Raw genomic sequence first — 23,232 nt, forward strand, 5'->3', positions numbered from 1 at the left:
CTCCTTTTTATGTCTAGTCAATGAGGATTGTACTCATAAAATAAGGATCGTCAACAGTTCTGCATTAATTCTTTTTTTCACATTTCAAAAATACTTATTCTTTTTTTCACAAACAAGATTTGAACACTTATAAAAATCAGATTCGCAAAATTTTTAGCCAACAAAGCCATACTGTTAAAGTACACTATAACTTAACTCATAAACATGTAACAATTCCTTACCGCTATGAAACAAACAATAAAAAAATTTTTAAGAACCCCAATTTACTGACGGTCCGAGCACAAAAAATGGTTAAAAACACTGCCGCAAGGAATAAGCGTTGACATTAGCCGCCCAGTCGGTACAGCTAAATCCGGACTTGGCTCATCGCAGCAACAACACTCCAGTGAGGATGGAAAGGACATGAAACAGGTGCAGGTACAGATCAAGATTTCCCCTGAAGACATAAACCGCCCCGATGCAATCCGCAAAGCGGCATTGAAACAGGCCGACTGCCCTGACAATAAGCAAATCTCCACACGCGTGCTGCGCCGCTCCATAGACGCGCGCTCCCGCACTCCGCACTACCTGCTCACGGTCGCAGTAGGTGACCGGGAAACCATAGAACCGCAGGAATCCGTTTTTACCCCCCGCAAACTCGAAGGTAAAACGGTGGCAATTGCCGGAGCAGGACCTGGCGGCTATTTTGCCGCCCTTACCCTGCTGGAACACGGGGTCAAACCGGTTATCATCGAGCGCGGAAAAGATGTTAAGCTGCGCCGCAAGGACCTGAAGAAAATCTATACGGAGAGCCTGGTCAACCCTGACTCGAACTACTGCTTCGGTGAAGGCGGAGCCGGAACCTATTCAGACGGCAAGCTCTACACGCGTTCAACCAAACGCGGAAATGTAGGCCGCATTCTGGACCTGCTCATCGCCTACGGAGCACCCGGAGATATCCGCATAGACGCCCATCCGCACCTCGGTTCCAATGTACTGCCGCGTATAGTCCGTAAAATACGCGAAGACATTATAGCCTGCGGCGGAGAAATACATTTCAACACCAGAGTTGATGATTTTCTGATTGAAGGAAACCGCATGACCGGAGTGGTCCTGAACAACGGAGAACGACTCATGACCGATGCGGTAATCCTGGCCACCGGCCATTCTGCGCGCGACATTTTTCACGCGCTTGCCGCCCGCAGTATACTCATAGAGGCAAAGCCGTTTGCCCTCGGCGTGCGCATTGAACATCCGCAGCCGATGATCGACAAAATTTTCTACCACAGTTCACCCCGCCACGAGAATCTTCCCGCAGCCAGCTACCGCATTTCCACGCAGGTGGACGGACGCGGAGTATTTTCCTTCTGCATGTGTCCCGGAGGGTACATAGTCCCGGCTGCCACGGCTCCCGGAGAATTAGTGCTGAACGGAATGAGCCTCTCCGCCCGCAATGCCCCGTTCGCTAATGCCGGTCTGGTGGCACAGGTCTTACTTGATGATCTGGAGGGAAATGGCAACCCTCTCTGTGCCCTTGAATATCAGGCTGCGGCAGAGAAACGCATATTCGAGGCGGACGGGACCAAAGGATTGCAGGCTCCTGCACAGAGAGTTTCCGATTTCATCGCCGGAAAGAATTCGGAGTCATTACCGGAAACATCCTACATTCCCGGCATATATTCCGCTCCCGTACATGAACTGCTGCCTGCCATACAAAGCAAGGCACTCAGGACCGGCCTTAAGGACCTCGGGCGCAAATTCAAGGGATTCGACAGCAGCGAGGCTAAAGTGCTGGCTGTTGAGTCCAGAACAAGTTCACCGGTACGTATACCGCGAGACCGGGAAACATTTGAGCACGTGCAGATAAAAGGATTTTTCCCCTGCGGTGAGGGGGCAGGATATGCAGGAGGAATTATCTCGGCCGCCATGGACGGAGAAAAGTGCGCGCTGGCAGCTGTAAAATCAATGTCATGATTAATCAGCGCATTATACGAATCTGGTAACCTTTGTCCCCGAACCCTTTGAACGGATCAATATTCCAGCGTTTCAATTCAGGCGCGCTGAACAGGAGGTGCCCCTGTTTATTCATAACAGGTTGTATGTCCTCAACTTTTTCACCGTTCAAAACTCTTTCGATCAACTTCAGAGCCTCTCTGCCCTGATCAAGGCCGCAAACAACGTATCCTCCGATTGCCCGCCCTTTTCCAACCGAAAGAGCCCAAAGAGCAAAAACGGGAAGCGGAGAATTTTCAGCCGTCCAGTGCATGACTTCTTTGCTCTCAATTATTCTGCCATGAGAATCTTTGAAAATATGGTATGTTCCCACCACCAACGCATTGTAGCCACGCTTTTTGGCTGAAAGAACGCTTTTTTTCCACTTGGAGAAACTTGGCAGGAGCTCGACATCCACATGAGTGTCAGAGACATTAAACGATGATTCATTATTGAACGACTCCTCCATGAGGGCTTTTGCACTGAGTCCATCGTCCATTATCACCAGAGCTCGTTTGAGAGACGGGCCGACCAGTTCACGCAGGTAGAAAATCGATCTTTTCATTAACGGTCGCTCGAACACTCCGGTCATATGCCTTGTATCTGACACATAATTACGGATATTGCCGTTAACTCCCAGAAAAATGATCGGAATTCCCTTTGACTCGAAATATCCGCCAAGTTCCCTGACCGCAAAATCATCAGTCAGAACGACCAGATCAGGTTTATAATGTTCGCTGAAAGCTTTGACCCGGGCAATATTGTCGGCGCAATTGTCCGGATACCTGCGTTTGTAATCAAGATCGTGAAAAGAAAGGTCCGCCTTTCCTTCAAGCCCTCGCTTCAATATTGAATTATGATCTTTCACCCACAAAAAATCGGCATGGTAGCTGTTGACTATCATGATCCTGGGAAGTCCGGCGAAAGCACTTGAGCTCAAGGCTGACAGCAGGCTCAGCAGTAAAAACAGAAAACGGACGATCTTCATGTCACCTCAACAAGACAACCATTTGATATAACATTGATAAAAGGTCACATAGAGGCCGATACTACAGCAAACAAATTACCAATACGCTTATCTGGGGGTTATAATGTTACTCCACAGCCAGAAAATGAGCAACACATCCCGTCATTGCGAACAAAACAAATACAAATTCTCACCACAATTCCAATTATAAAAAAAGACGAAAGAAATTCGGGGATTCCTTTCGTCTTGTATGAATAGGGATGCCGCGCAGTACGACGTCCGCCGGACAGTTGTGTGCGAAATCTAGCAGGAAGCCTTGCGGCTTTCTTCGATATAAACTTCGCAGAGGCGCTTGCTTACGGGGCCGGGAGTTCCGTCACCGAGTTTTACGCCGTCAATTTCGATAACAGGGGTAACAAAAGAGGTGGCAGCAGTCATGAAAGCTTCAACAGCTTTCTGGGCTTCGGCGATTGTGAAGGGGCGTTCTTCAATTTCCAGATCAAGCTCTTCTGCAATACGCAGCACGGACTTGCGGGTAATGCCGGGGAGAATGGAATTGGAGAGGTTGCGGGTAATGATCTTGCCTTCTTCAGTAACGATGTAGGTGTTGTTGGAGGAGCCTTCGGTTACGAAACCGTCTTCTATCATCCAGGCATCGTCCTTGCCCTGTTTCTTTGCTTCGCTCTTGCACATGGAAGCGGCGAGCAGCTGAACAGTCTTGATGTCGCGACGTCCCCAGCGGATATCGGGAACAGAAATTACACGAAGGCCGGATTTGGTGCCGGTGAGGCTTTTGGCCTGGGTGAAAAGGACAACGGTCTGGGGAAGATCTTTGGGAATGACAAAGTCACGATCGGTGGCACCACGGGTTACCTGCAGGTAGATTGCGCCTTCTTCCATATTGTTGCGCTTTACGATTTCACGATGAACTTCAAGAAGTTCTTCAGAGCTCATGGGCATGGGCATACCGATTTCACCGAGAGAGCGCTGCAGACGGGCAATATGGCCGTCCCATTCGCAGATTTTGCCGTCAAGAACAGCGGTTACTTCGTAGATTGCATCTGCGAAAAGGAAACCTCTGTCAAAAACAGATACCATAGCTTCTTCTTCAGGCACATATGCGCCATTGACATATACTGTACGACTCATTTTTCAGTCACCTTTTAAATTTATTAGGTCTCACGCCCTAACAGGCTGTAGGGACAGGCATTTTACCTATTTACAAGTCTGGGACGCGAAACATATTTAAATCATATAAAAATCCAGAACAACCGCCGGGAAACAAGTTACTCCCGGCAAGCGACACTGAACGGTTATCCCCAGAGTTCCGGACGCGGCGGGAAGACGGACTTGTCATCATACTCAAGTCCATGCTCCCTGTCCTTTGCAAGCAGCAGAGGACCGTCCAGATCCACGACAGAGGCACCACGGGCAACAAGCACAGCCGGGGCCATGGCAAGGGAAGAACCTACCATGCATCCGACCATGACCTTGTATCCGGCCGCAAGCGCGGCTTCACGCAAGGCAAGAGCTTCGGTCAAACCACCGGTCTTGTCCAGCTTGATGTTGACCATATCATACTTGCCTGCAAGCCCGGGAAGCGAGGCACGGTCGTGACACGATTCATCAGCGCAGACAGGAAGCACGCGGTCCATATCAAGCAATGCGTCATCATCCGCTGCGGGAAGCGGCTGTTCCACCATTTCCACACCGAGGCGTACAAGTACGGGAGCCAGTTCACGGTAGATTTCCGGGGTCCAGCCCTCATTGGCATCTACTATTATACGTGAATCCGGTGCTCCGCTGCGTACGGCCTCAATGCGGGCGATGTCTTCAAGTCCGCCTCCGAGCTTGGTCTTGAGCAGGGGACGAAATGAATTTTCAGCAGCCTGACTGCGCATTTTCTCAGGAGTACCCAGAGAAAGAGTATACGCGGTTATCTCCGCTGCTGGTTCCTCGATTCCTGCCAACTTCCATACAGGAACTCCGGCAAGTTTTGCCTCAAGATCCCATAATGCGCAATCAACGGCATTGCGGGCGGCCCCGGCCGGCAGAGCCGACTGGAGCCGTTCGCGTGAAAGAGGCATTTCGAGACTTTCAATCTGCGCGGTTACGGATTCGACGGTTTCATTGTAGCGGGCGTACGGGACGCATTCACCGCGCCCGACTATCCCGTCCTGCTCAATCTCCACCCGCAGAACTACAGCTTCTGTCCGGGAGCCGCGTGCAATGGTAAAGACCTGTGCCAGCGGAAATACGTCTCTTGCAACCGATATTTTCATTAGACCAGAGCCTCGACCAGTCTTTCTGCACCCTGGCGGAAAGGATCAACAGCGGGAATGCCCATGCGTTTTTCAACTTCGGCAAGGTATGCCAGAGCATCATCTTCGGACATATGCTGTGTGTTTACGGATATGGCAACAGCTTCGCATTCGGGGTTGACCACGCGGGCGAGGGTCAGTGCAGTGTCGCGAAGTTCTTCAAGAGTGGGCTGCTGATAATCGGGCAGACCGCGCATGTGTTCACGGGTGGGTTCGTGGCAGAGAATCAGAGCATCGGGCTGACCACCGTGTACAAGTGCCATGGTTACACCGGAATAGGAGGCATGGTAAAGGCTGCCCTGCCCTTCAATGATATCCCAATGATCAGGATCGTTGTCCGGAGTGAGGTATTCTACTGCTCCGGCCATGAAGTCGGCGATAACTGCATCCAGAGGAACGCCTCCGCCTTCAATGAGGATACCGGTCTGTCCGGTGGCGCGGAAATCGGATTTGATACCGCGTTTTTTCATTTCACGGTCAATAGCCAGAGCGGTGTACATCTTACCAACGGAACAGTCGGTTCCGACAGCAAGACATCTCTTACCGGTGCGTTTCTTACCGGTTGCGATGGGATACTTGACGGTGGGAATACGTACATCAATCAGAGAACTGCCGCTGGCTTCAGCAGCAGCTACCAGTTCTGGCTGATCGCGAAGGAGGGTATGCAGCCCGGAAGCCACATCCATACCGGCTTCAAGAGCTTCAACAAGTACGGACTTCCAGCTGTCGGAAATGATTCCGCCGCGGTTGACAACGCCTACAACCAGAGTCTTTGCACCGGCTGCAACAGCTTCCTTGACGGTCAGATCCTTAATTCCGAGGTCGGCTTTACAACCGTCCATACGCAGCTGTCCGGCAACAGCTTCAGGTCTCCAATCGTAAATTCCCTGAGCCATTTTGGCTCCGAGAGCGTCAGGAGCATCTCCGAGAAACAGAAGGTAAGGTGCTTCAAACATGGTTACTATCCCCTTTTACTTTTGATCTTGATTTGCAATCAGGTTCGATTTCATATCTGCATGCGAACCTGCAGAAAACAGGTTACAGGATTATCAAACTAAACTCTTCCGTCAGCCCCTGAAGGCCGCTAACGCGAATTCAGGAGCCGGTCTGACACGATTATCAATTTACATGCCAGAGCAACAAGAGACAGGGCAATTAACAACTAAAACAAGATGTTATGCCGTTATGTTGTCCAGGGATCTTAAACGGGCACTCAAAATCGGACAACAAAAATGCATAAAATTGTCTAGTCGGAATGTTTATCAAAGTTTTTGATCCACAAAAACGTGATTTGTTAAATTTAATTCTAAAATTTTATTTCTTTTTTAAATTTTCTGCGTTTTTATTTTAAAAAAACGACTGCCATCAGCAGCCTTTCTTACAATTTTGTACACACCCCTGAAAAACATCAAAAAAAACGGGCCGGAAATTTCCTTCCGACCCGTTTTATCAAGCACCCTCAAAGGTAACGGCCTAAGCCGCACTTACTGTATACCGGAGATTATCCGGCGGCAATCTCATCCAGTCTGCCGGCCAGCCGGACCAGATTTTTGAGAGAATCGGAAGAGGCATCCACTCTCTCCGACACCTTGACGGCAAGTTCATGAACATCCTTCATGGCCCGATTAATCTCTTCGGAACTGGCCGATTGCTGTTCCACAGCCGCGGCTATGTTGCCCATATCGGCAGAAGATTCCTGAACAAGACCGACGATATCCTTGAGCGAACTGCCTGACTTTTCGGCAAATTCCGCGGCCTTGGCTGCAAGAGTCCTGGTTTCATCGGTCAGCTCCCTTGAACTCTTGGTCTGGGTCTGAATACCGGTGATAACCTCTTCCACCTCTCTGGTTGCCTCCATAGTCTTTTCCGCCAGCTTGCGGACTTCATCCGCGACAACAGCAAATCCGCGCCCGGCCTCACCGGCTCTGGCCGCTTCTATAGCAGCATTCAGGGCCAGCAGGTTGGTCTGATCGGCAATATCGTTAATAACGCTCAACACCCGTCCGATACTGTCAGCCTGTCCTTCCATCTTACCCATGATCTCACTCATGACTTCCGTCTGGCGACTTACACTTGTGATTGCCTCAGCCGCTTCAAAGACAATTTTTGCCCCGTCTTCGGCCTTTTCTCTGGTTTCAAGCGTCTTTTCGGATGCTCTGCCGGCATTTTCCGCAATATCAACAACACTATCATTCATTTGCCCGAAAGCACTTACAGTCTCCTCAATCAGCCTTTTCTGCGATGAAACCGCATCATCAACGGCCGACATTTCCCTATCAAGGTCCTCGGAACTGTTGTAGACATCGGCAGAAACAGCCCTTGTCGAACTGTTTACTTCATTAATCCGTTCAAGCTGCTCATTAATGCTGTTCTCTTTCAGCACAAGCTCACTCACATTGCGGGCCACCTCAAGATAACCGACTATCCGGCCTTCTGAATCCCGCAGCGGCATGGCCACCGGCTGTATGAATATTTCATTGCCGGCCCGGTCATGCACGGAAATAATCTCGGTCAGTTCCTTCTTTCCGGAACGCATGGCCATTTCAATGGGACATTTACCGGTCGAGCAGACTCTGGTCTTAAAGATGGCGGAACAACGTCTGGCTTTCACTTCATCAATGTTCAGACCGGCAAAATCTGCAACGGCCTTGTTTGCGAGAATAGTATGAAAATCCTTGTCCACTACAAAAACAGGATCAGGCACGGCATTGACCACGTCCACGTAAACCTGCATGTCGTTCATCATGCTGGAAAGCTTACCGAGAAGAGAATTGAATTCCCGGCACATGTCGCCGATCTCATCACGAAAGCGGACAGCCATACAGCTTTCCATATCAGCCTTGTCTTCATTGATATCCCTGATTTTGGAGGTAATCTGCCGAACGGGATTAACAACCTGAGCACGCAGAATAAAATAGATTATGGCAAGCGGAACGAAAAGGATGGCCCCAAGACAGGCCAGCAGAGAAATGTTGGCGCTCCTGGAAAGCTGCACCATATTTTCGAGGTTAACCGCCCCGACCAGAATTCCGACCTGTCTGCCCTTGTAATCGCGTATCGGCAGGGTTGCCAAGGCAGTACCGCCGATATTGAGGATCGCCTGTTCATTTCGGCCCTGATCAAGCAAATCCCTGCTTATAAGAGGTATGTATTTATCTGCATTGGTGGAGCTTACAAGGACATACTCATCATTAACCACCGGATACTTGGATGTATCGCGAAGCGAGGTCGCGGTTTCGAGTAGATTCTTATTCATGAACAGCATGGTCGAGATGCCCGCGTCCTCAACACCCTTAAGGATCGGGGCAAAATTCTTGAGAACTTCGACAGAACCCAACGATTCTCCGGACTCACTCTTGACCGGAACAAGCCCTCGGATGGCAAATCCGCCCCTTCCGAGTTCAATCCCTCCCAGAGGAACGCCCTGCCTGTTCACATCAAGAACGGTCTGTCTGAAACTTGATATATCATCGGAAATGTCTACCCACTTTCCGCCGCGCTTGGCCTGCTTGTCACGCCACAGACGGACCAGACTTCTGCCGTTGGGAAGATGAAAATGAAGGCGAAGCTTGCCCCCGCCCAATGACTGAAAGCCCTTGAGGTCAGTTTTGAGGAGTTTGCGAATATCTTCCCTGGCCCGCTGTGATTCCGGCGAATTTTCATCCGAAATATCTCCGGAGTGAGCCAGCTTGAACGCATCAACTATTCCCGGCCGCTGAGAAAAAAGCGAAGCCTCCTGGCGAGCGGCCAGAGAGGCATCATCTATTCCCGTAACGACAGAAGTAAAAGCACTTCCGACCACGGACGAAACATACATTTCTTTTAATTTGCCAAAAGAACTATCTATGAAATAAAAGCTCAGGCAGCCGAGAACAACCACGACCGCAACCTGCGGAGCTATGAATTTAACGTTTAACTTCATTATTATGATCCCTCCGAACCGTACAAAATTTTATCACCCGCTTGGGAATAAATTAACACGGACAGGGGAATTGAACAACAGCGGTTAAAAATAAAATCAATCGTGACTAAATTCACAGCAGAGGATCGTAAAATTGTTAATTTGAATTCATATAGACCAAATATTGTTCAAAAAATAACAATATATAATATTTTTACACTAGGGAGGCAAAATAACATCGGTGTAGTGACTTGCGACGCAAAAAAACCGGGAGTCATCACTGGCCCCCGGTTTAAAAAACACATTTTTTCCGTTCTCAGCTTATATCGCCAAGGACATTAAGCAGATCGGTCCTACTTACGGGTTTTGCGAGATACCCGTTACATCCGGCGTCCAGACACTTCCGCTTGTCCTCTTCATATGCATTGGCGGTAAGGGCTACTATTCTGACCGGTTCGAGGCCGTGATCCTTTTCATAATTTCGGATAGCCCTTGTTGCCTCCACTCCGTCCATGACAGGCATCTGCATATCCATGAGGATAATATCTATATCCACATTGTTTTTATACATTTCCACCCCTTCGCGCCCATTTTCCACCATGACCACTTCGTGATCCGTATTCTTAAGATAATGCTCAAGAAGCATACGATTGCTCTTGGAGTCTTCAACCACGAGCACCTTTCTGGGTCGGTCACAGCCCGGCGCAACACCGTAATCCTGCTCTGCATTGTAGGCGTCCAGTTCACCGGGAACACAGATTTCAAAAGGAAGTGAAAAGGAAAAAGTTGTCCCTGTACCGGGAATGCTTTCAACCAAAAGATCCCCGCCCATCAGTTCAACCAGCCGACGAGATATGGCCAGTCCCAATCCCGTTCCCCCGTATTTACGGGTCGTGGAGGAATCGGCCTGGGTAAAACTTTCGAAAATAGTTCCTATCTTTTCAGATTCAATGCCTATCCCGGAATCAATAACATTGAAAAAAAGACGTACGCTTCCGCCATCGCTTCCGGCCACGTCCACAGCGACCCTGACGGTTCCTTTCTCTGTAAACTTAACGGCATTGCCTAAAAGATTCATCAAGACCTGCCTTAATCTCAGACCGTCTCCACGTAGGCATTCCGGGACATCCGCACTGATTATGCTTTCAAATTCAAGTCCTTCCGCTCTGGCCTGAACACTCATAATGCTGGCAATGTTATCCATCAGTTCACGAAAACTGAAAGGGGTTTCACAGATTATCATCTGCCCGGCCTCGATTTTGGAAAAATCAAGAATCTCGTTTATCAACCGGCGCAATCCGTTACCGGCGGACTCAAAAAGAGCAACATAACGCTTCTGCTCTTCACTGAGTCCGGACTCAGCGAGCATCTCCGTCATCCCGAGAATCGCATTCAGAGGAGTCCGTATTTCATGGCTCATATTAGCTAGAAATTCCGACTTGGCTTCGTTGGCGGCCTGGGCAGCTTCCTTGTCTATCTCCGCCTTTTCCTTAAGTTTGCGTTCCGAAATATCGGTTACCATCCCTTCAAGATAGACCTGTCCGTCATCTTCGGCGATGAGCCTGCAATAGTTACTCAGAAAACGGGTCCGCCCATCCGGAAGCCGTGCTTCATACTCGAAATCCCGTACTGTTCCATGCTTCTCAAGCTCCCTGAGCATTTCCTGCCTGCGCCCGGCATCCACATACAACTGCGAAGCCAGATCTTTGACATTTTCCATCAGCTGCTCCGGTGTTTCATACCCAAGCAGGTTGGCCAGGGCCCGGTTGGCACTTACCAGACGCCCGTCAATCGTACTGCGGAAAAAACCTTCCGTAGCGTTCTCCACAATTCCGCGAAATTTTTCCTCAGCCTGACGCAGATCAGTTATGAGGTCCTGTATATCATCGGACATTTCATTGAATGTAAGCGCAAGCTGCCCGAACTCATCTCCGGATTCCACCTTGAGGCGTCTATCCAGTCTGCCGCTCTTGAACTCTCTCATTCCGGCAATAATATCGGTGATTTTCTTGGTCAGTATAGAAGCCATCCAGATCGCGATGAGGATAACAACCGCAACCATGCCGGCAGTGGACATGGTAAGTTTTCTTGAAGTGGCCGCCTGCGTGGAACGCAGATGTTCCTGAATTTCGGCATTACGCTCTTCCATGGAATTGCGGAAGTTTTCGGCCATACCGTCAATCTGCTTTCCGGTCATGGTCGCCGCCTTGTGGAATTCCGGAACGTTGGCCCCGATGGTCACAAAACCGAAACCGCGGGGACCGGAATAGATGCCGGTATGATACGGAATTGCCGCCGCAGTAGTAAGCTTCCACAAGCCGCTCCACAGAATCACGAACGACCCCGACCCGCCGTCACGGGTCAGATTATTCCAGCCTTCGCATTGCGGCGCAAAATTAAGATACCGGCAGTCCAGCCCCAGCAGTCCCGCATCGGTAAGTTCCGGTGCAGGCTTCTTTCGCAGTGATTGATCTTTGAATTCAGGGGCATTTTCCTCCCACTCCACTATACCCTCGCCGCTTTCGGAAAAATCCTCATACATGGCGCGGGAAAGCCAAGGCACGGCCGGAAGCCCGGTCTGCGGATCATATCCGACTATAAAATAGTCTCTGGGATGAGAGATATTCCTATCTTTATAGTCCCACATAAATGCATAGTTTCCGGTAGAGGCGTCAGATATGGGGGTATAGCGTTCCTCGGTGGGAACAATATGGTCGGTAAACTCCATTATATGTGTATGGTCCAGGGCAAGGGTCACATATCCTATTATCTTCCCCTTCTTCACCACAGGAGCAGCCCAGCGCACCAGTCCTTGAAAACGCTTGCCTACCGGATTTTCCTTGCCGGCATAGGCCGCCTTTTCCGGCTCGAAGGGAATTCCCTTCTTATGGGCACTTACTTTTGTGTACGCCCCGATAACCGGGCTTTTCAGGTATGGGCCGATGACTTCGGATACAAAGACTTCACCGGGGGCAAGCTTTTTAAGCTCGTTGAAATATGTTTCCGCCTTGCAGTAAGTATTTGCGCTTTTTGAAACGTCCCTTTTTTCATCCGGCACGAGCTTTGAAGTAGTCACCTTGACCCGCTCCACGCCATCAAGACCGACAAAAGTCATTTCCAGAAACAGGGGCCTGCTTTTACGGATGAACCCGGTTTCCGGCGGACGGGAGTGAAAATCCTTGGCGTTGTCGGAGTTGCGCGCCCGGACTATTTTATTATCAGGTACAGCTGGATGTTCCGGCACCCAGGCATTACCTTCGCTGTTCAAAACATACGGTCCGTGCTCGGTAATAAACCCATTAAGGGGAGCAAGAAATTTTCTGTAATTATCTTCGGAAGGATCAATGCCGGCAGCCAGCCGCACATCATTGTCGCGGGCATATAAAAACGCTGCCACATCCCTTGCGGTATCTGTCGTAAGACGTTCTATGGCCTCCCGGGATTTAAGATCAAGAGCCCGGATGGAGCTTTCCACAGCCATGTTTCCTATTCCGGTTACCGCACGCCCCGTTTCTTCGGAAAGAGCCGCAACGTTATCCTCCACATGTTCTCCCAGAAGAGTAATCCCATTCCAGGCGACCCAAGCAAGAGCTATCAACGGCAGCACCTTGATGAACACAAAAATTACGATCAGTTTGAAACGGATTCCTATGGAACGGGATCGGGGCATCTGCCACTCCTCTGATTATCCTTTACGCAGCAGAAACATACGAATCGTGCAGGCGAGCAACAGCACTTGCATGCTATCGCTATAAAATAACCGCAGGTGTAAATCTTGTCAAAACGAGACAATAAATAAATCCGGCAGTTCTGAACATTTCTTCAACTTAGATTTAGTCCTCACGGCATGGGGTAAAACAATGCGCTAAAACCGACCCTGACCGGTTTTACAAAAACAGAAACCGCCTGCTGCTAATTACTGACGAAAAAGAAAACGCACCAAGGCATTTCCACAAATTCATTGAAGCCAAACTATCGAAAATAACTATGGAACACAATAAATTATAATTTATTGTCCATAGCCAAAAGGTGTAGTAGAGTAAATATTAGACAACTGTCGGAATGAACGGGCATGTAATTTTTCAAACGCCAGTAGAGGGAAAGGGAGTGGGTATGAAATTAAAGTCGATCAAAACGAAAATCATTCTTATGGCTGCCTGTTGCACGATTGTTTCAGCAGCAGCGCTGATCAGTCTTCAGATCATGAATCAGAACAAAACGCAGACATTTGTCCACGAAAAGGTTGATGATCTGATTGACAAAAGCACGCAGACAAGCCTGCTGGCAATTGCCAGGGCCGAAGCGGGAGTTATTCGCTCCAAACTGGAAGTAAACCTGGATACAGCCCGGACCATAGCCAGCATTTTCAAAACATTGCGTTCGATTCCCGAATCTGAAAGGCCGAACAACCTGCGCACTGTTTTTAACGACATCCTTTTAACAGTACTTCAGGACAACAAAGAGTTTCTCGGCACATACAGCGCATGGGAACCCGATGCCGTTGATGGCAACGATGCTGCATACGCAGGCAGAAAGGAAGACGGTTATGATGAAACAGGCCGATTCATATCTTACTGGAACAGGGATGAAAGCGGGAAAATAGCCCGTCAGGCCCTTGTCGGGTATGAAGACGACAGCCAGCATGATAACGGCGTAAGAAAAGGCGGCTGGTATCTCTCCCCCCGTGAAACAGGAAGGGAAAACATACTTGATCCGTTTCCGTACATCGTTCAGGGAAAGAAAGACTGGCTCACCACCATGTCCGCACCGGTCAAGATCAACGGCAAATTTCTGGGTATCGCGGGGACCGATTTACGGCTCGATTTTGTCCAGAACCTCTGCAAAAACGTGGCACGCAATATATATGGCGGAAAAGCGACCCTAAAGGTCGTGAGTAATATGGGAATAGTCGTTGCCGACAGTTCAAATGCCGGCAATGTAGGTAAGCCGATCACCCAGACCGAGTCGCACAATGCGGACAAAATCCTGAGCCTGACCAAAAGTGGAGAGCCGTACATAAATCTCGGCAAGGAAGACGGTCTTGTTCAGGTTATGGCCCCCATTCCTCTTGCCCGCACAGGAACCCCGTGGGCCATCCTGATTGAAGTGGACCGTAATATCGTATTTGCCGATGTACTGAAAGTGAATGAGGAAATGCGTGCCAACGCCAATGAAAGCTACGTTACTGCCCTGATAGCCGGTGCTTCCATAATTGTCCTTGCCTGCGTATTCATTTGGTTTATGGCAGGCGGACTCGTTCGTCCGATCAAAAAGTCCGTCAGCTATGCCGAAAGCGTGGCCGAGGGTGATTTCTCGCAGACGCTGGATATTGATCTGGCAGACGAAATCGGAGCCCTTGCGAACTCCTTGCGCAAGATGGTCGGCAACCTCCAGAAAATGATCACCGAAGCAGAAGAAAAGAGCAAAGCCGCGGAAGAATCGGCAGCAAGGGCCAACCTTGCGGTTGAGGAAGCCAACAAAGCCAAGGAACAGGCGGCAAGAGCGGAAAAAGAAGGAAAACTTCAGGCGGCAAGAGATCTGGAAGAGGTCGTCAACATCGTGACCTCTGCATCGGAACAGCTCTCTGCACAGATAGAACAATCCAGCACAAGTACCAGAACGCAGTACGCCCAGATAAGCGAAGCCGCCACTGCCATGGAAGAAATGAACGCAACGGTACTTGAAGTGGCACGAAGCGCCTCTGATTCTGCTGAATCTGCCAACCAGACCAAGGACAAGGCCCAAACTGGATCACAGGTTGTCGCCAAGGTTCTGGACAGCATGAGCGACGTACAGAGAATAGCAGGGCAGCTCAAGGAAGATGTAACAACGCTTGGACAAAATGCCGAAGGCATCGGCCAGGTCATGGAAGTCATTTCCGACATCGCCGACCAGACCAACCTTCTCGCCCTTAACGCAGCCATTGAAGCGGCAAGAGCCGGGGAAGCAGGCAGAGGCTTTGCCGTTGTCGCGGATGAAGTCCGCAAGCTCGCCGAAAAAACGATGACTGCGACTCAGGAAGTAGGCAAAGCCATCAGCGACATACAGAATGGAACAAGATCCAATATAAACCACGTTGAGCAGGCGGTGACAAAGATCAACGAAACAGCAAAACTCTCCGGAGAATCAGGGGAAGCTCTTGATGCCATTGTTTCGTTCGTCGATACTACTTCCGGGCAGGTGCACAACATAGCAACCGCTTCTGAAGAACAATCCGCGACCAGCGAAGAAATCAACCGCTCCCTGGCACAGGTTGCCGAAATTTCGTCCGAAACGGCAAAAGCCATGGACGAATCGGCAAAAGCAGTTGACGAACTCGCAAGGCAGGCTCAGGTTCTGCAGAATCTCATCAACCAGATGAAAGGCTGATTCTGATCGGGAGATTGATAAACCACACAACTCTCCAGCCCAGCCAGTAAAACCACATAGTGACCGGTCATGATTCAATGCATGGCCGGTCACTTTTTTTGCAAACAAACGCAAAAAAGCCGCCTCGCACAAGCGAAGCGGCTTCATATTGATATAATCTATGACCTGTTATTTAGATGGGATAGAGCAATTTTTCCAATTCACCGGGGTTGCTGAAAACAACACTTGCTCCTGCTGCAGCCAATTCTTCAGGCCCGCGAAATCCCCACCCTGCTCCCACGGGAATCATTCCGGCGTTAATGGCTGTCTTAATATCCACATCGGAGTCACCCACAAAAACAATATGCTCCGGAGCAATTCCCATATTCGCGGCAATGGCAAGGGCTCCGTCCGGCGCGGGTTTGAGTGGGAAATCCGGACTTCCGCCGCGAATCTCGAAAAAATCGGTATCCGGCAGAAATTCAGCCATGGCAGCCTTGGTGAAGGCATCTGGTTTATTGGAGAGCACCGCAAGCTTTTTCCCGGCTACCTGCAGCAGATCAAGCACTTCGGGAATACCGGAGTATGGTCGCGTAAGCGTATTAAGCAGCCGTTCGAATTCATCCAGAACAGCGGCAAATACCCGTTCATGGTTCTCCGGTGTTCTAGCTTCCTCCGGCAGGATTCGCAAGGCCAGAACTCTGGCACCCGAGCCGACAAAATTGCGGTACGCACTTACAGGATGTGTCGCATACCCGAATCCGGCTAGTGCGTTGTTGCCCACTGTGGCTATTTCTTCCAAAGTATAAAGAAGGGTGCCGTCAAGATCGAAAATAACAGCTGAAAAATCCAATTTGAAACTCCGGGTTACGGTTACCTTCAAGATGATGAACACTCACGGGAGCGCATGTATTTTACGAATAGGAAGGGTTATACCCTAAAGAAGGACAAAGACATTTTCAAGAAAAGCAATATGACTTACGCGGCATCATTTGGGAGCTTTAACTTATCTGAAATCCATTCAATAAAAACTTTCATGTCCTTATTTCTCACAGGCAACTCGAGTGAAAGGATAACGTAGTCAACAGGTGTTGTTCTAAAACCATATGGAGCCGCAAGCAGTCCCTGCTTAATATCGTCCCGGACCATAGGCTCAGGGCCTATGGCCATTCCAAACCCCGTCATTGCAGCCTGAAGACTGAAATAAAAATGGTCAATGGATTTAGGCAGGGGTAAGAATAAAAACAGTCCGGAAGATTGCATAGATTACACAACAGCACGCCCAAAACACAAAAAACTTGGAACCCCGGCACCCTGCCCTAACGAGCACAAACCACCGCAAATAGACATGAAAAAAGGGTTACCTCCAAAAGGAGTTAACCCTTTAACATTTTAAACACCTGCTAAAAAATTAGACACCACGCCAACAATCAGCCATAATTTCAGGGCTGGCGAAAAAGCAGTGTACCCCTTTGCGAGCACTGCCACATGAAAAATTCAGGAACCGTACAAGCCGGAAAAAGAAAAGCAAAAGGGGTCTAGACTATTCGTCTAAACCCCTGTATTTGCGGGTGGTAGGCCACAAAGGACTTGAACCTTTAACCAACGGATTAAGAGTCCGCTGCTCTACCAATTGAGCTAGTGACCCGCGTCGTGAAAAAGGGTTTAGAGATCTTCGCGAAAGAAGTCAACAACAATTTTCATTTTTTTTACCCAAAAGGCACATTAATGCGTTTGAAGTTAATTTTATTTGTTTTATTAAGCTTTATATCCTTAACCGTTCTTATTGCCCCTCAACCGGCCTGCAGCGCCGAAAACCAAAACCCCAACCTGTCAACCAGTTGGAAATTATACCGTTTAAGCCCGGATAGCCGTAAGGCATCGGGCATAGAAAGCGATATTCTAGCCGCTCTTGTCCTTACTCCTCAGAACGGATGGTATACCTACTCCCACACACCGGGAAAAATGGGCCAGCCCACCACGTTGAAAGTCACGCTTATTCCCGGAAAAACCGTGATATCGCCCATATACCTGCCGGGGAAGATAAAAGACGATCCCTTCAACAAGGGGGGAAAAATAGAAACATACCCGGACGCGACCCCCATTCTCATTCCCATTCCGGACACGCATAAGACATTCACTCTGAACACGCAGCTTTCCCTGCTGATGTGCTCCGATACGGCCTGTCAGCCTTACAAAGACAAATTCAACTTTATCGGCATGGGCGTGGCTAAAGAAAAACTCCCGGCCGCGAACGCTCAGAAGTGGTGGCCCGACTTCTTGAAAGCTGTGCAGGATAAAGACGGCAGCAGAATCCTGCTAAAAGACATGAGTGCACAGCTTAAGAAAAAGCCTGTTGCGCCGGGTGTTGAACAAAAAACGCAGCAACAAACCCTACCGGAAGCAGTAAACGCGGAGACGGCCCACCCCGAAGAGGAAACCACAGCTCAATTCAAGCCTGAAAAACTGACCCCGAAGCCGTTCACTCCCGGCCTTGAGGTTACCAACCTTTCTACAGCAATATTCTTCGGTCTGCTGGCGGGGCTGCTGCTCAACTTCATGCCCTGCGTGCTGCCGGTCATAAGCCTCAAACTGTCCACGCTGATGGCCGGAGCAAAACATGAAAACCGGGAGGAGCAGAAACGCAGCTTCCGCGAGCACAACATATTTTTCGCCCTCGGGATTTTAATCTACTTCGGACTGCTGAGCGGTATTCTGGGTGCCACCGGCATGGCCTGGGGACAGATCTTCCAGAAGCCTCCCGTGGTCATTGCCCTGGCAGGAATTGTCTTCGCGCTGAGCCTCAGCCTGTTCGGCCTGTTCAATCTTCCGGTGGTGGACCTTAAAATCAGCGCCGAAAAGGGAGGACCGCGCAGACAGGCTCTGTTCACGGGAATACTGGCCACCCTGCTGGCCACCCCCTGCAGTGGGCCTTTTCTGGGCGGCGTGCTCGGCTGGGCCATGGTGCAGAAGCATTACGTTATCGGCTCCGTATTTCTAAGCGTTGGAACCGGGATGGCCCTGCCCTACATCCTGATGGCCATTTTCCCCGCTCTGGCCGCCCGTTTCCCCAAACCCGGCGCCTGGACCATATGGATTGAGCGTGCTGCAGGATTCTTCCTGTGCGGGACATGCATATATCTTTTGAGCATTCTGCCGGAAAACATGTTCATACCGGCCCTGATCTTCATGTGGTTCACAGCGGTGGGAGCCTGGATGTGGGGTCTGGCCGGATCAAGCGACACCAGATCCTCCATGTACCTGCTGCGCATTGCTGCGCTCGTACTCTGCGTCTCGGTCGGATTCTGGGCCTCGATCCCACCGGAGCGTTCCGCCAACTGGATAGCCTTCGAGCAGAATGACTTTTCCGCCAGACTGGGTCGCGATCCTCTTCTGGTGGAATTCACCGCCGACTGGTGCCCGTCCTGCAAAGTGCTTGAACAGACTGCACTGACTCCTGCCAACCTGAACCGCTGGCAGGAAGAATACGGGCTGACCTTCATCAAGGTGGACCTGACCCTGCCGGACAAGCGAGCCGACGCGTTCCTGCGGGCTCTGGGCAGCAGGTCCATTCCGCTGGCCGCAATTTTCGGCACGGGAAACAGCACATACTCACCTACTGTAATCCGGGACCTGTACACATCCGGACAAATGGATGACGCGCTCAGACAGACATTGAAATAAAAAAACGACCGGGCATAATTCCCGGTCGTTTTCAATTTGACCCGGTCCGGCCCTTTACGCCGGGCCTTCAGTACGTTAACTATCCAGATTCGACATCAAACAACAATTCAATATCACATACAGAGGACAACCATGCTCAATTTCCAGATTTTCATTCCTACCCGCATAATATTCGGTCCCGGCAAAATATCCGAACTGGGTACGGTTCGCCTGCCCGCCGGGAAAAAAGCCATGGTTGTCATCGGCGAATCCGGTGCGATGATAAGGAATGGATACCTCGACAAGGTGCAGGCTGCTCTGGCGGCTCAGGACGTATCCACACTGGTGTTCGATAAGATTGCTCCCAACCCCACTTCAGAACAGGTCGATCAGGCTGCAAAGATTGCCCGGGAAAACGAAATAGACTTTGTTGTCGCACTGGGCGGCGGTTCCACCATAGACGCGTCCAAGGCCATATGTCTGCTGACATCAAACCCCGGTCGGTGCTGGGACTATATGCATTCCGGCTCCGGCGGAGGGGTCAACCCGGATAAACCCGCAGTACCGCTCATCGCCATCCCCACCACGGCAGGCACAGGAACCGAAGCGGACCAGTGGGCCGTCATCAACAAAGCCGGAGGCACCGAAAAAATCAGCCTCGGCAATGATTCCACCTTCCCGGTTATCTCCATCGTGGACCCGGAACTCATGGTCAGTGTCCCGCCGCGCATGACCGCGTATACCGGTATTGATGCTTTTTTCCATGCAGTGGAAACCTTCGTATCCACCCAGCATCAGCCCATAAGCGACATGCTTGCTCTGGAAGCGGTGCACCTGATCAGCAACTACCTGCCTATGGCCATTGCGGAAGGCGATAACATAGAAGCGCGGACAGTCATGGCCTGGTCCAGCACCGCAGCAGGCATGTGCGAAACCCTTTCCCGCTGCATTTCCCAGCATTCGCTTGAGCATGCACTGAGTGCCAAATACCCGGAACTCCCGCACGGACTGGGGCTGGCAAAACTTTCCGTTCCCTATTTCAAACGACTGATTCCCGGTGCTCCGGAAAGATTCGAAGATCTGGCCATGGCCATGGGTTACGATACCGGGGAATTTGATGAAAACATGCGCGCGACAGTCTTTCTGGAAGGTCTGCGCTCCCTTCTCGAACGTTCCGGATTCAATGACGAATCGCTTAAAACCTATGGCCTGAAACAGGAAGATGTGCCGGAACTGGTGAATATAGCGCAGGAAACCATGGGAAAACTTTTCGAATGCACCCCTGCGGAGATGACCACGGAAGAGCTCGAATGCATCCTTTCGGAGGCAATTGAGGGATAAGGGCATTCCGTTCTTGGCAAACAGCTCTGTTTTGCTTAGGATTCAGCATGGTTGATAGGTGGAGAAATGGCTGAAAAGAGCAGAAACATAATTCAATGCCCTTTTTGTGACAGCAACCGTTTGTATTTCAGACGGGGTCTTGTCGCAGATATACTCATTTCGCTGGTAACGCCTGTGAGGTCTTACACCTGCGGTTCGTGCAGCCGTAGTTTCCGCAAATACGGAAACTACTTCACCAGCAAGCAGGCACTGATCCACATCTTCGGGCTGCTGGCGATAATTGCTTTCATCAATCCGAGCCTGCTGCTGCCTGAACACTGGCTGCTCAAGGAGCAGGTTCCGGTCGAGCACAAAGTCGAAACAGCTCCGACCTCCGAAGAAAGCACCGACCCGCTTCCGCTGCTCAGCATGGCCATAGCCAACGCAACCAACAGCTCAATCGTCGTTGAGAACGGCACCATTTCAGTTGTTGAAAACGACCATGGTAACAGTACCGGCCAACTTGCAGATAACAGTACTGAAAGCAACGGCACGGAAGGCAATGCCACGGCAAAAACCATAATGGCCTTCAACGGAACAGGGCTGACCAATTCTACAACTCCCCTGCCGGGAACCGCAAAACAGACCGACCAGCCGAAACAGGACCTTGGTCTGCAAGGCGGAAAGCTTCGTTCCATATACTTCAAGGCTGTTGACGGCAAAACAAGGATTGAACTGGACCTTGGCGGATCACCGCTTTCCTATACATCCTTTTTCCTGCGCAACCCGGATCGTCTGGTAGTCGATATTCACGGCAACTGGGAATACTACGGGCCAACGACCCTGCGCCCGGAGAACCCGATATTCTCCCGTTTCCGCATAGGAATATATGACGACAAAATCCGTATGGTAATGGACCTCAAGAGCCAGACTCCGGCACCGAAAATAATCAAGACCGCCACAGGGCTTGATATTGATGTGAAATAAAGGGTTAGTTGAAAAAATCAACTAACCCTTTTACACTTTTTAATACGCTATATTCTATTCAAACCTTTTGGTTCAAACCGCACTCTCTACAGCAATGAAGTACTGCCAAAAGAAAAACGAAACCATATAAAAAGGTTTTGGGATTCTTAAACCCTTTTGCAAAAGGGTTTAAGGCCCCCGGCAGGGCGCCCGCGAGGCCGCCGGAAACATCTCCTACCAGCTGTTGCGGACCCGTACTCCTTTCGAAGCCATGTAATCCTTAAGCTGCGGCAGGGTGTATTCTCCGTAATGGACAATGGAAGCTATGAGCGCAGCCGTGGCGCGTCCTTCGGTTACGGCGTCCACCATGTGCTGAGGATGCCCTGCTCCACCGGATGCGATTACGGGAATGGTGACACTTTCCGCAACCAGTTTGGTCAGTTCAAGGTCGTACCCGTCTTTGGTTCCATCAGCGTCTATGGAGTTGAGGCAGATTTCCCCGGCTCCGAGAGCTTCACCGGTTTTTGCCCATTCCAGAGCGTCAATGCCCATGTATTTACGTCCGCCGTTGATGACTATTTCAAAACCGGACGGGATGTTCTCTGACTTTTCAACGCGCTTCACATCCATGCCCAGCACGATGCACTGGGAACCGAAAGCTGCTGCCCCCTCACTGATGATGTCAGGATTCTTGACCGCACCGGAGTTGACGGAAACCTTTTCGGCTCCGGCAAGAAGCACATCGCGCATATCCTGTACGGAATTGATTCCTCCGCCCACGGAAAAGGGGATGAAAATTTCGGAGGCCACTTTTTCAACAACATCGAGAAAAATACCGCGGCCTTCGGCTGAAGCGGTTATGTCGTAGAACACGATTTCGTCCGCGCCCTGTTCGTAGTAAATTTTTGCGGTTTCGACAGGGTCGCCGATGTCCACATTTCCTTTGAATTTAATGCCCTTGGTGAGGATTCCGTTCCTAACGTCGAGGCAGGGGATTACTCTTTTACTGAGCATCGGAAACCTCCTTGCAGTATTCATAGAAGTTGGAAAGCAGTTTCAGACCGGGTCTGCCGCTTTTTTCGGGGTGGAACTGAACGGCCCAGAGGCCTTCACGCCCGTGCAGGGAACAGAAAGGCTGCCCGTAGGTTGTTTCACCGATCACATATTTGGCTTCCGGGGCAGGATAATAGCTGTGCACGAAATAGAAGTGCGATTCAGGATCAATGTCCTTGAACAGGACGCAATCCTGCTTGAGCTCGATCTGGTTCCAACCCATGTGCGGTACGCGGATAGGCACACCTTCGTAATCAACCCAGGAAGGATTGAACAGACGACATTCGCCGGGGATAACGGAAAGGGCCTTGGTATCGTTTTCTTCACTGTAATCGAGCAGAATCTGACAACCGACACAGATGCCCAGCAGGGGCTTGTTCTGGTGGACCAGGTCCTTGAGCAGTTCGTCAAGCCCTCCGGAGGTGAGCTCGTCCATAGCCTGCCCGGCTGCGCCTACACCGGGAAAAATAATCCCCGTGGCTTCGGCAAGCTTTTTCTTGTCCGCAGTAATTTCATTGGGAATACCCAGCTTGGTCAGCGCACGCTTGACACTTGTCTGGTTTCCGGCCTTGTAATCTAGAATAGCCAGCATGAGAGGGGCCCCCTTAAATTGTTAAAGCTTATATTGAACCGCAGGATAAAATTGTTGGTGTGAGGGATATATTTCAGGAAACCTTGAATTGTTCCCCAAAGAAAGGCTGCCTTGCAGGCAGTGCTTTACG

General features: G+C 50.3%; 15 protein-coding genes and 1 tRNA gene. 5 read left to right on the forward strand and 11 right to left on the reverse strand.

Annotation, left to right across the window (positions count from 1 at the left end):
* Positions 1-402: 402 nt before the first annotated feature.
* A complete protein-coding gene (locus ACKU4E_RS06570) occupies positions 403-1,953 on the forward strand; it encodes an FAD-dependent protein (RefSeq protein WP_320170281.1) in 1,551 nt (516 codons plus the stop codon).
* Positions 1,954-1,957: 4 nt separating this feature from the next.
* Here ACKU4E_RS06570 and ACKU4E_RS06575 read toward each other — a convergent pair whose 3' ends face one another.
* From ACKU4E_RS06575 to ACKU4E_RS06600, 6 genes are all read right to left on the reverse strand, one after another.
* Positions 1,958-2,959 (reverse strand): ABC transporter substrate binding protein, encoded by a 1,002-nt coding sequence (locus ACKU4E_RS06575; protein WP_320170282.1) that lies wholly within the window; start codon positions 2,957-2,959, stop codon positions 1,958-1,960.
* 282 nt (positions 2,960-3,241) lie between these two features.
* On the reverse strand, positions 3,242-4,087 hold the full coding sequence (locus tag ACKU4E_RS06580) for a D-amino-acid transaminase (protein ID WP_320170283.1): 846 nt from the start codon (positions 4,085-4,087) through the stop codon (positions 3,242-3,244).
* A gap of 164 nt (positions 4,088-4,251) precedes the next feature.
* Positions 4,252-5,220: an N-acetyl-D-Glu racemase DgcA gene (gene dgcA, locus ACKU4E_RS06585; protein WP_320170284.1), complete on the reverse strand. Its 969-nt coding sequence runs from the start codon at positions 5,218-5,220 to the stop codon at positions 4,252-4,254.
* Positions 5,220-6,215: an N-acetyltransferase DgcN gene (gene dgcN / locus ACKU4E_RS06590; protein WP_320170285.1), complete on the reverse strand. Its 996-nt coding sequence runs from the start codon at positions 6,213-6,215 to the stop codon at positions 5,220-5,222. Before dgcN ends, dgcA begins: the two co-directional genes overlap by 1 nt.
* Positions 6,216-6,760: 545 nt before the next feature.
* Entirely contained in the window at positions 6,761-9,181 is a 2,421-nt protein-coding gene (locus ACKU4E_RS06595; RefSeq protein WP_320170286.1) for a methyl-accepting chemotaxis protein, read from the reverse strand.
* Between the two features lie 295 nt (positions 9,182-9,476).
* Complete coding sequence (locus ACKU4E_RS06600; RefSeq protein ID WP_320170287.1) at positions 9,477-12,830, reverse strand: ATP-binding protein; 3,354 nt, start codon at positions 12,828-12,830, stop codon at positions 9,477-9,479.
* A 443-nt stretch (positions 12,831-13,273) separates the two neighbouring features.
* Here ACKU4E_RS06600 and ACKU4E_RS06605 point away from each other — a divergent pair, with 443 nt between their 5' ends.
* The gene (locus tag ACKU4E_RS06605; protein WP_320170288.1) at positions 13,274-15,529 is read left to right on the forward strand and encodes a methyl-accepting chemotaxis protein; all 2,256 of its coding nucleotides are present in this window, start codon (positions 13,274-13,276) and stop codon (positions 15,527-15,529) included.
* Positions 15,530-15,701: 172 nt separating this feature from the next.
* Here the strand turns inward: ACKU4E_RS06605 and ACKU4E_RS06610 are convergent, their stop codons facing one another.
* The 3 genes from ACKU4E_RS06610 to ACKU4E_RS06620 all read right to left on the reverse strand — a co-directional run bounded on the left by ACKU4E_RS06610 (position 15,702) and on the right by ACKU4E_RS06620 (position 17,156).
* On the reverse strand, positions 15,702-16,361 hold the full coding sequence (locus tag ACKU4E_RS06610; RefSeq protein WP_320170289.1) for an HAD family hydrolase: 660 nt from the start codon (positions 16,359-16,361) through the stop codon (positions 15,702-15,704).
* Between the two features lie 125 nt (positions 16,362-16,486).
* Complete coding sequence (locus tag ACKU4E_RS06615; RefSeq protein ID WP_320170290.1) at positions 16,487-16,678, reverse strand: hypothetical protein; 192 nt, start codon at positions 16,676-16,678, stop codon at positions 16,487-16,489.
* A gap of 402 nt (positions 16,679-17,080) precedes the next feature.
* Positions 17,081-17,156, reverse strand: a tRNA-Lys gene (locus ACKU4E_RS06620).
* An 80-nt stretch (positions 17,157-17,236) separates the two neighbouring features.
* Here ACKU4E_RS06620 and ACKU4E_RS06625 point away from each other — a divergent pair.
* The 3 genes from ACKU4E_RS06625 to ACKU4E_RS06635 all read left to right on the forward strand — a co-directional run bounded on the left by ACKU4E_RS06625 (position 17,237) and on the right by ACKU4E_RS06635 (position 21,478).
* Complete coding sequence (locus ACKU4E_RS06625) at positions 17,237-19,192, forward strand: cytochrome c biogenesis protein CcdA (RefSeq protein WP_320170291.1); 1,956 nt, start codon at positions 17,237-17,239, stop codon at positions 19,190-19,192.
* A gap of 132 nt (positions 19,193-19,324) precedes the next feature.
* On the forward strand, positions 19,325-20,512 hold the full coding sequence (locus ACKU4E_RS06630; protein ID WP_320170292.1) for an iron-containing alcohol dehydrogenase: 1,188 nt from the start codon (positions 19,325-19,327) through the stop codon (positions 20,510-20,512).
* Positions 20,513-20,578: 66 nt separating this feature from the next.
* The gene (locus tag ACKU4E_RS06635; RefSeq protein ID WP_320170293.1) at positions 20,579-21,478 is read left to right on the forward strand and encodes an AMIN domain-containing protein; all 900 of its coding nucleotides are present in this window, start codon (positions 20,579-20,581) and stop codon (positions 21,476-21,478) included.
* Between the two features lie 213 nt (positions 21,479-21,691).
* On the opposite strand, the gene hisF is transcribed toward ACKU4E_RS06635, so the two are convergent.
* Both hisF and hisH read right to left on the reverse strand, forming a co-directional pair.
* A complete protein-coding gene (hisF, locus tag ACKU4E_RS06640) occupies positions 21,692-22,471 on the reverse strand; it encodes an imidazole glycerol phosphate synthase subunit HisF (RefSeq protein ID WP_320170294.1) in 780 nt (259 codons plus the stop codon).
* The gene (hisH, locus tag ACKU4E_RS06645; protein ID WP_320170295.1) at positions 22,461-23,102 is read right to left on the reverse strand and encodes an imidazole glycerol phosphate synthase subunit HisH; all 642 of its coding nucleotides are present in this window, start codon (positions 23,100-23,102) and stop codon (positions 22,461-22,463) included. Before hisH ends, hisF begins: the two co-directional genes overlap by 11 nt.
* Between the last annotated feature and the right edge of the window lie 130 nt (positions 23,103-23,232).

Source organism: Maridesulfovibrio sp. (genome assembly GCF_963677005.1).
GTDB lineage: Bacteria > Desulfobacterota > Desulfovibrionia > Desulfovibrionales > Desulfovibrionaceae > Maridesulfovibrio.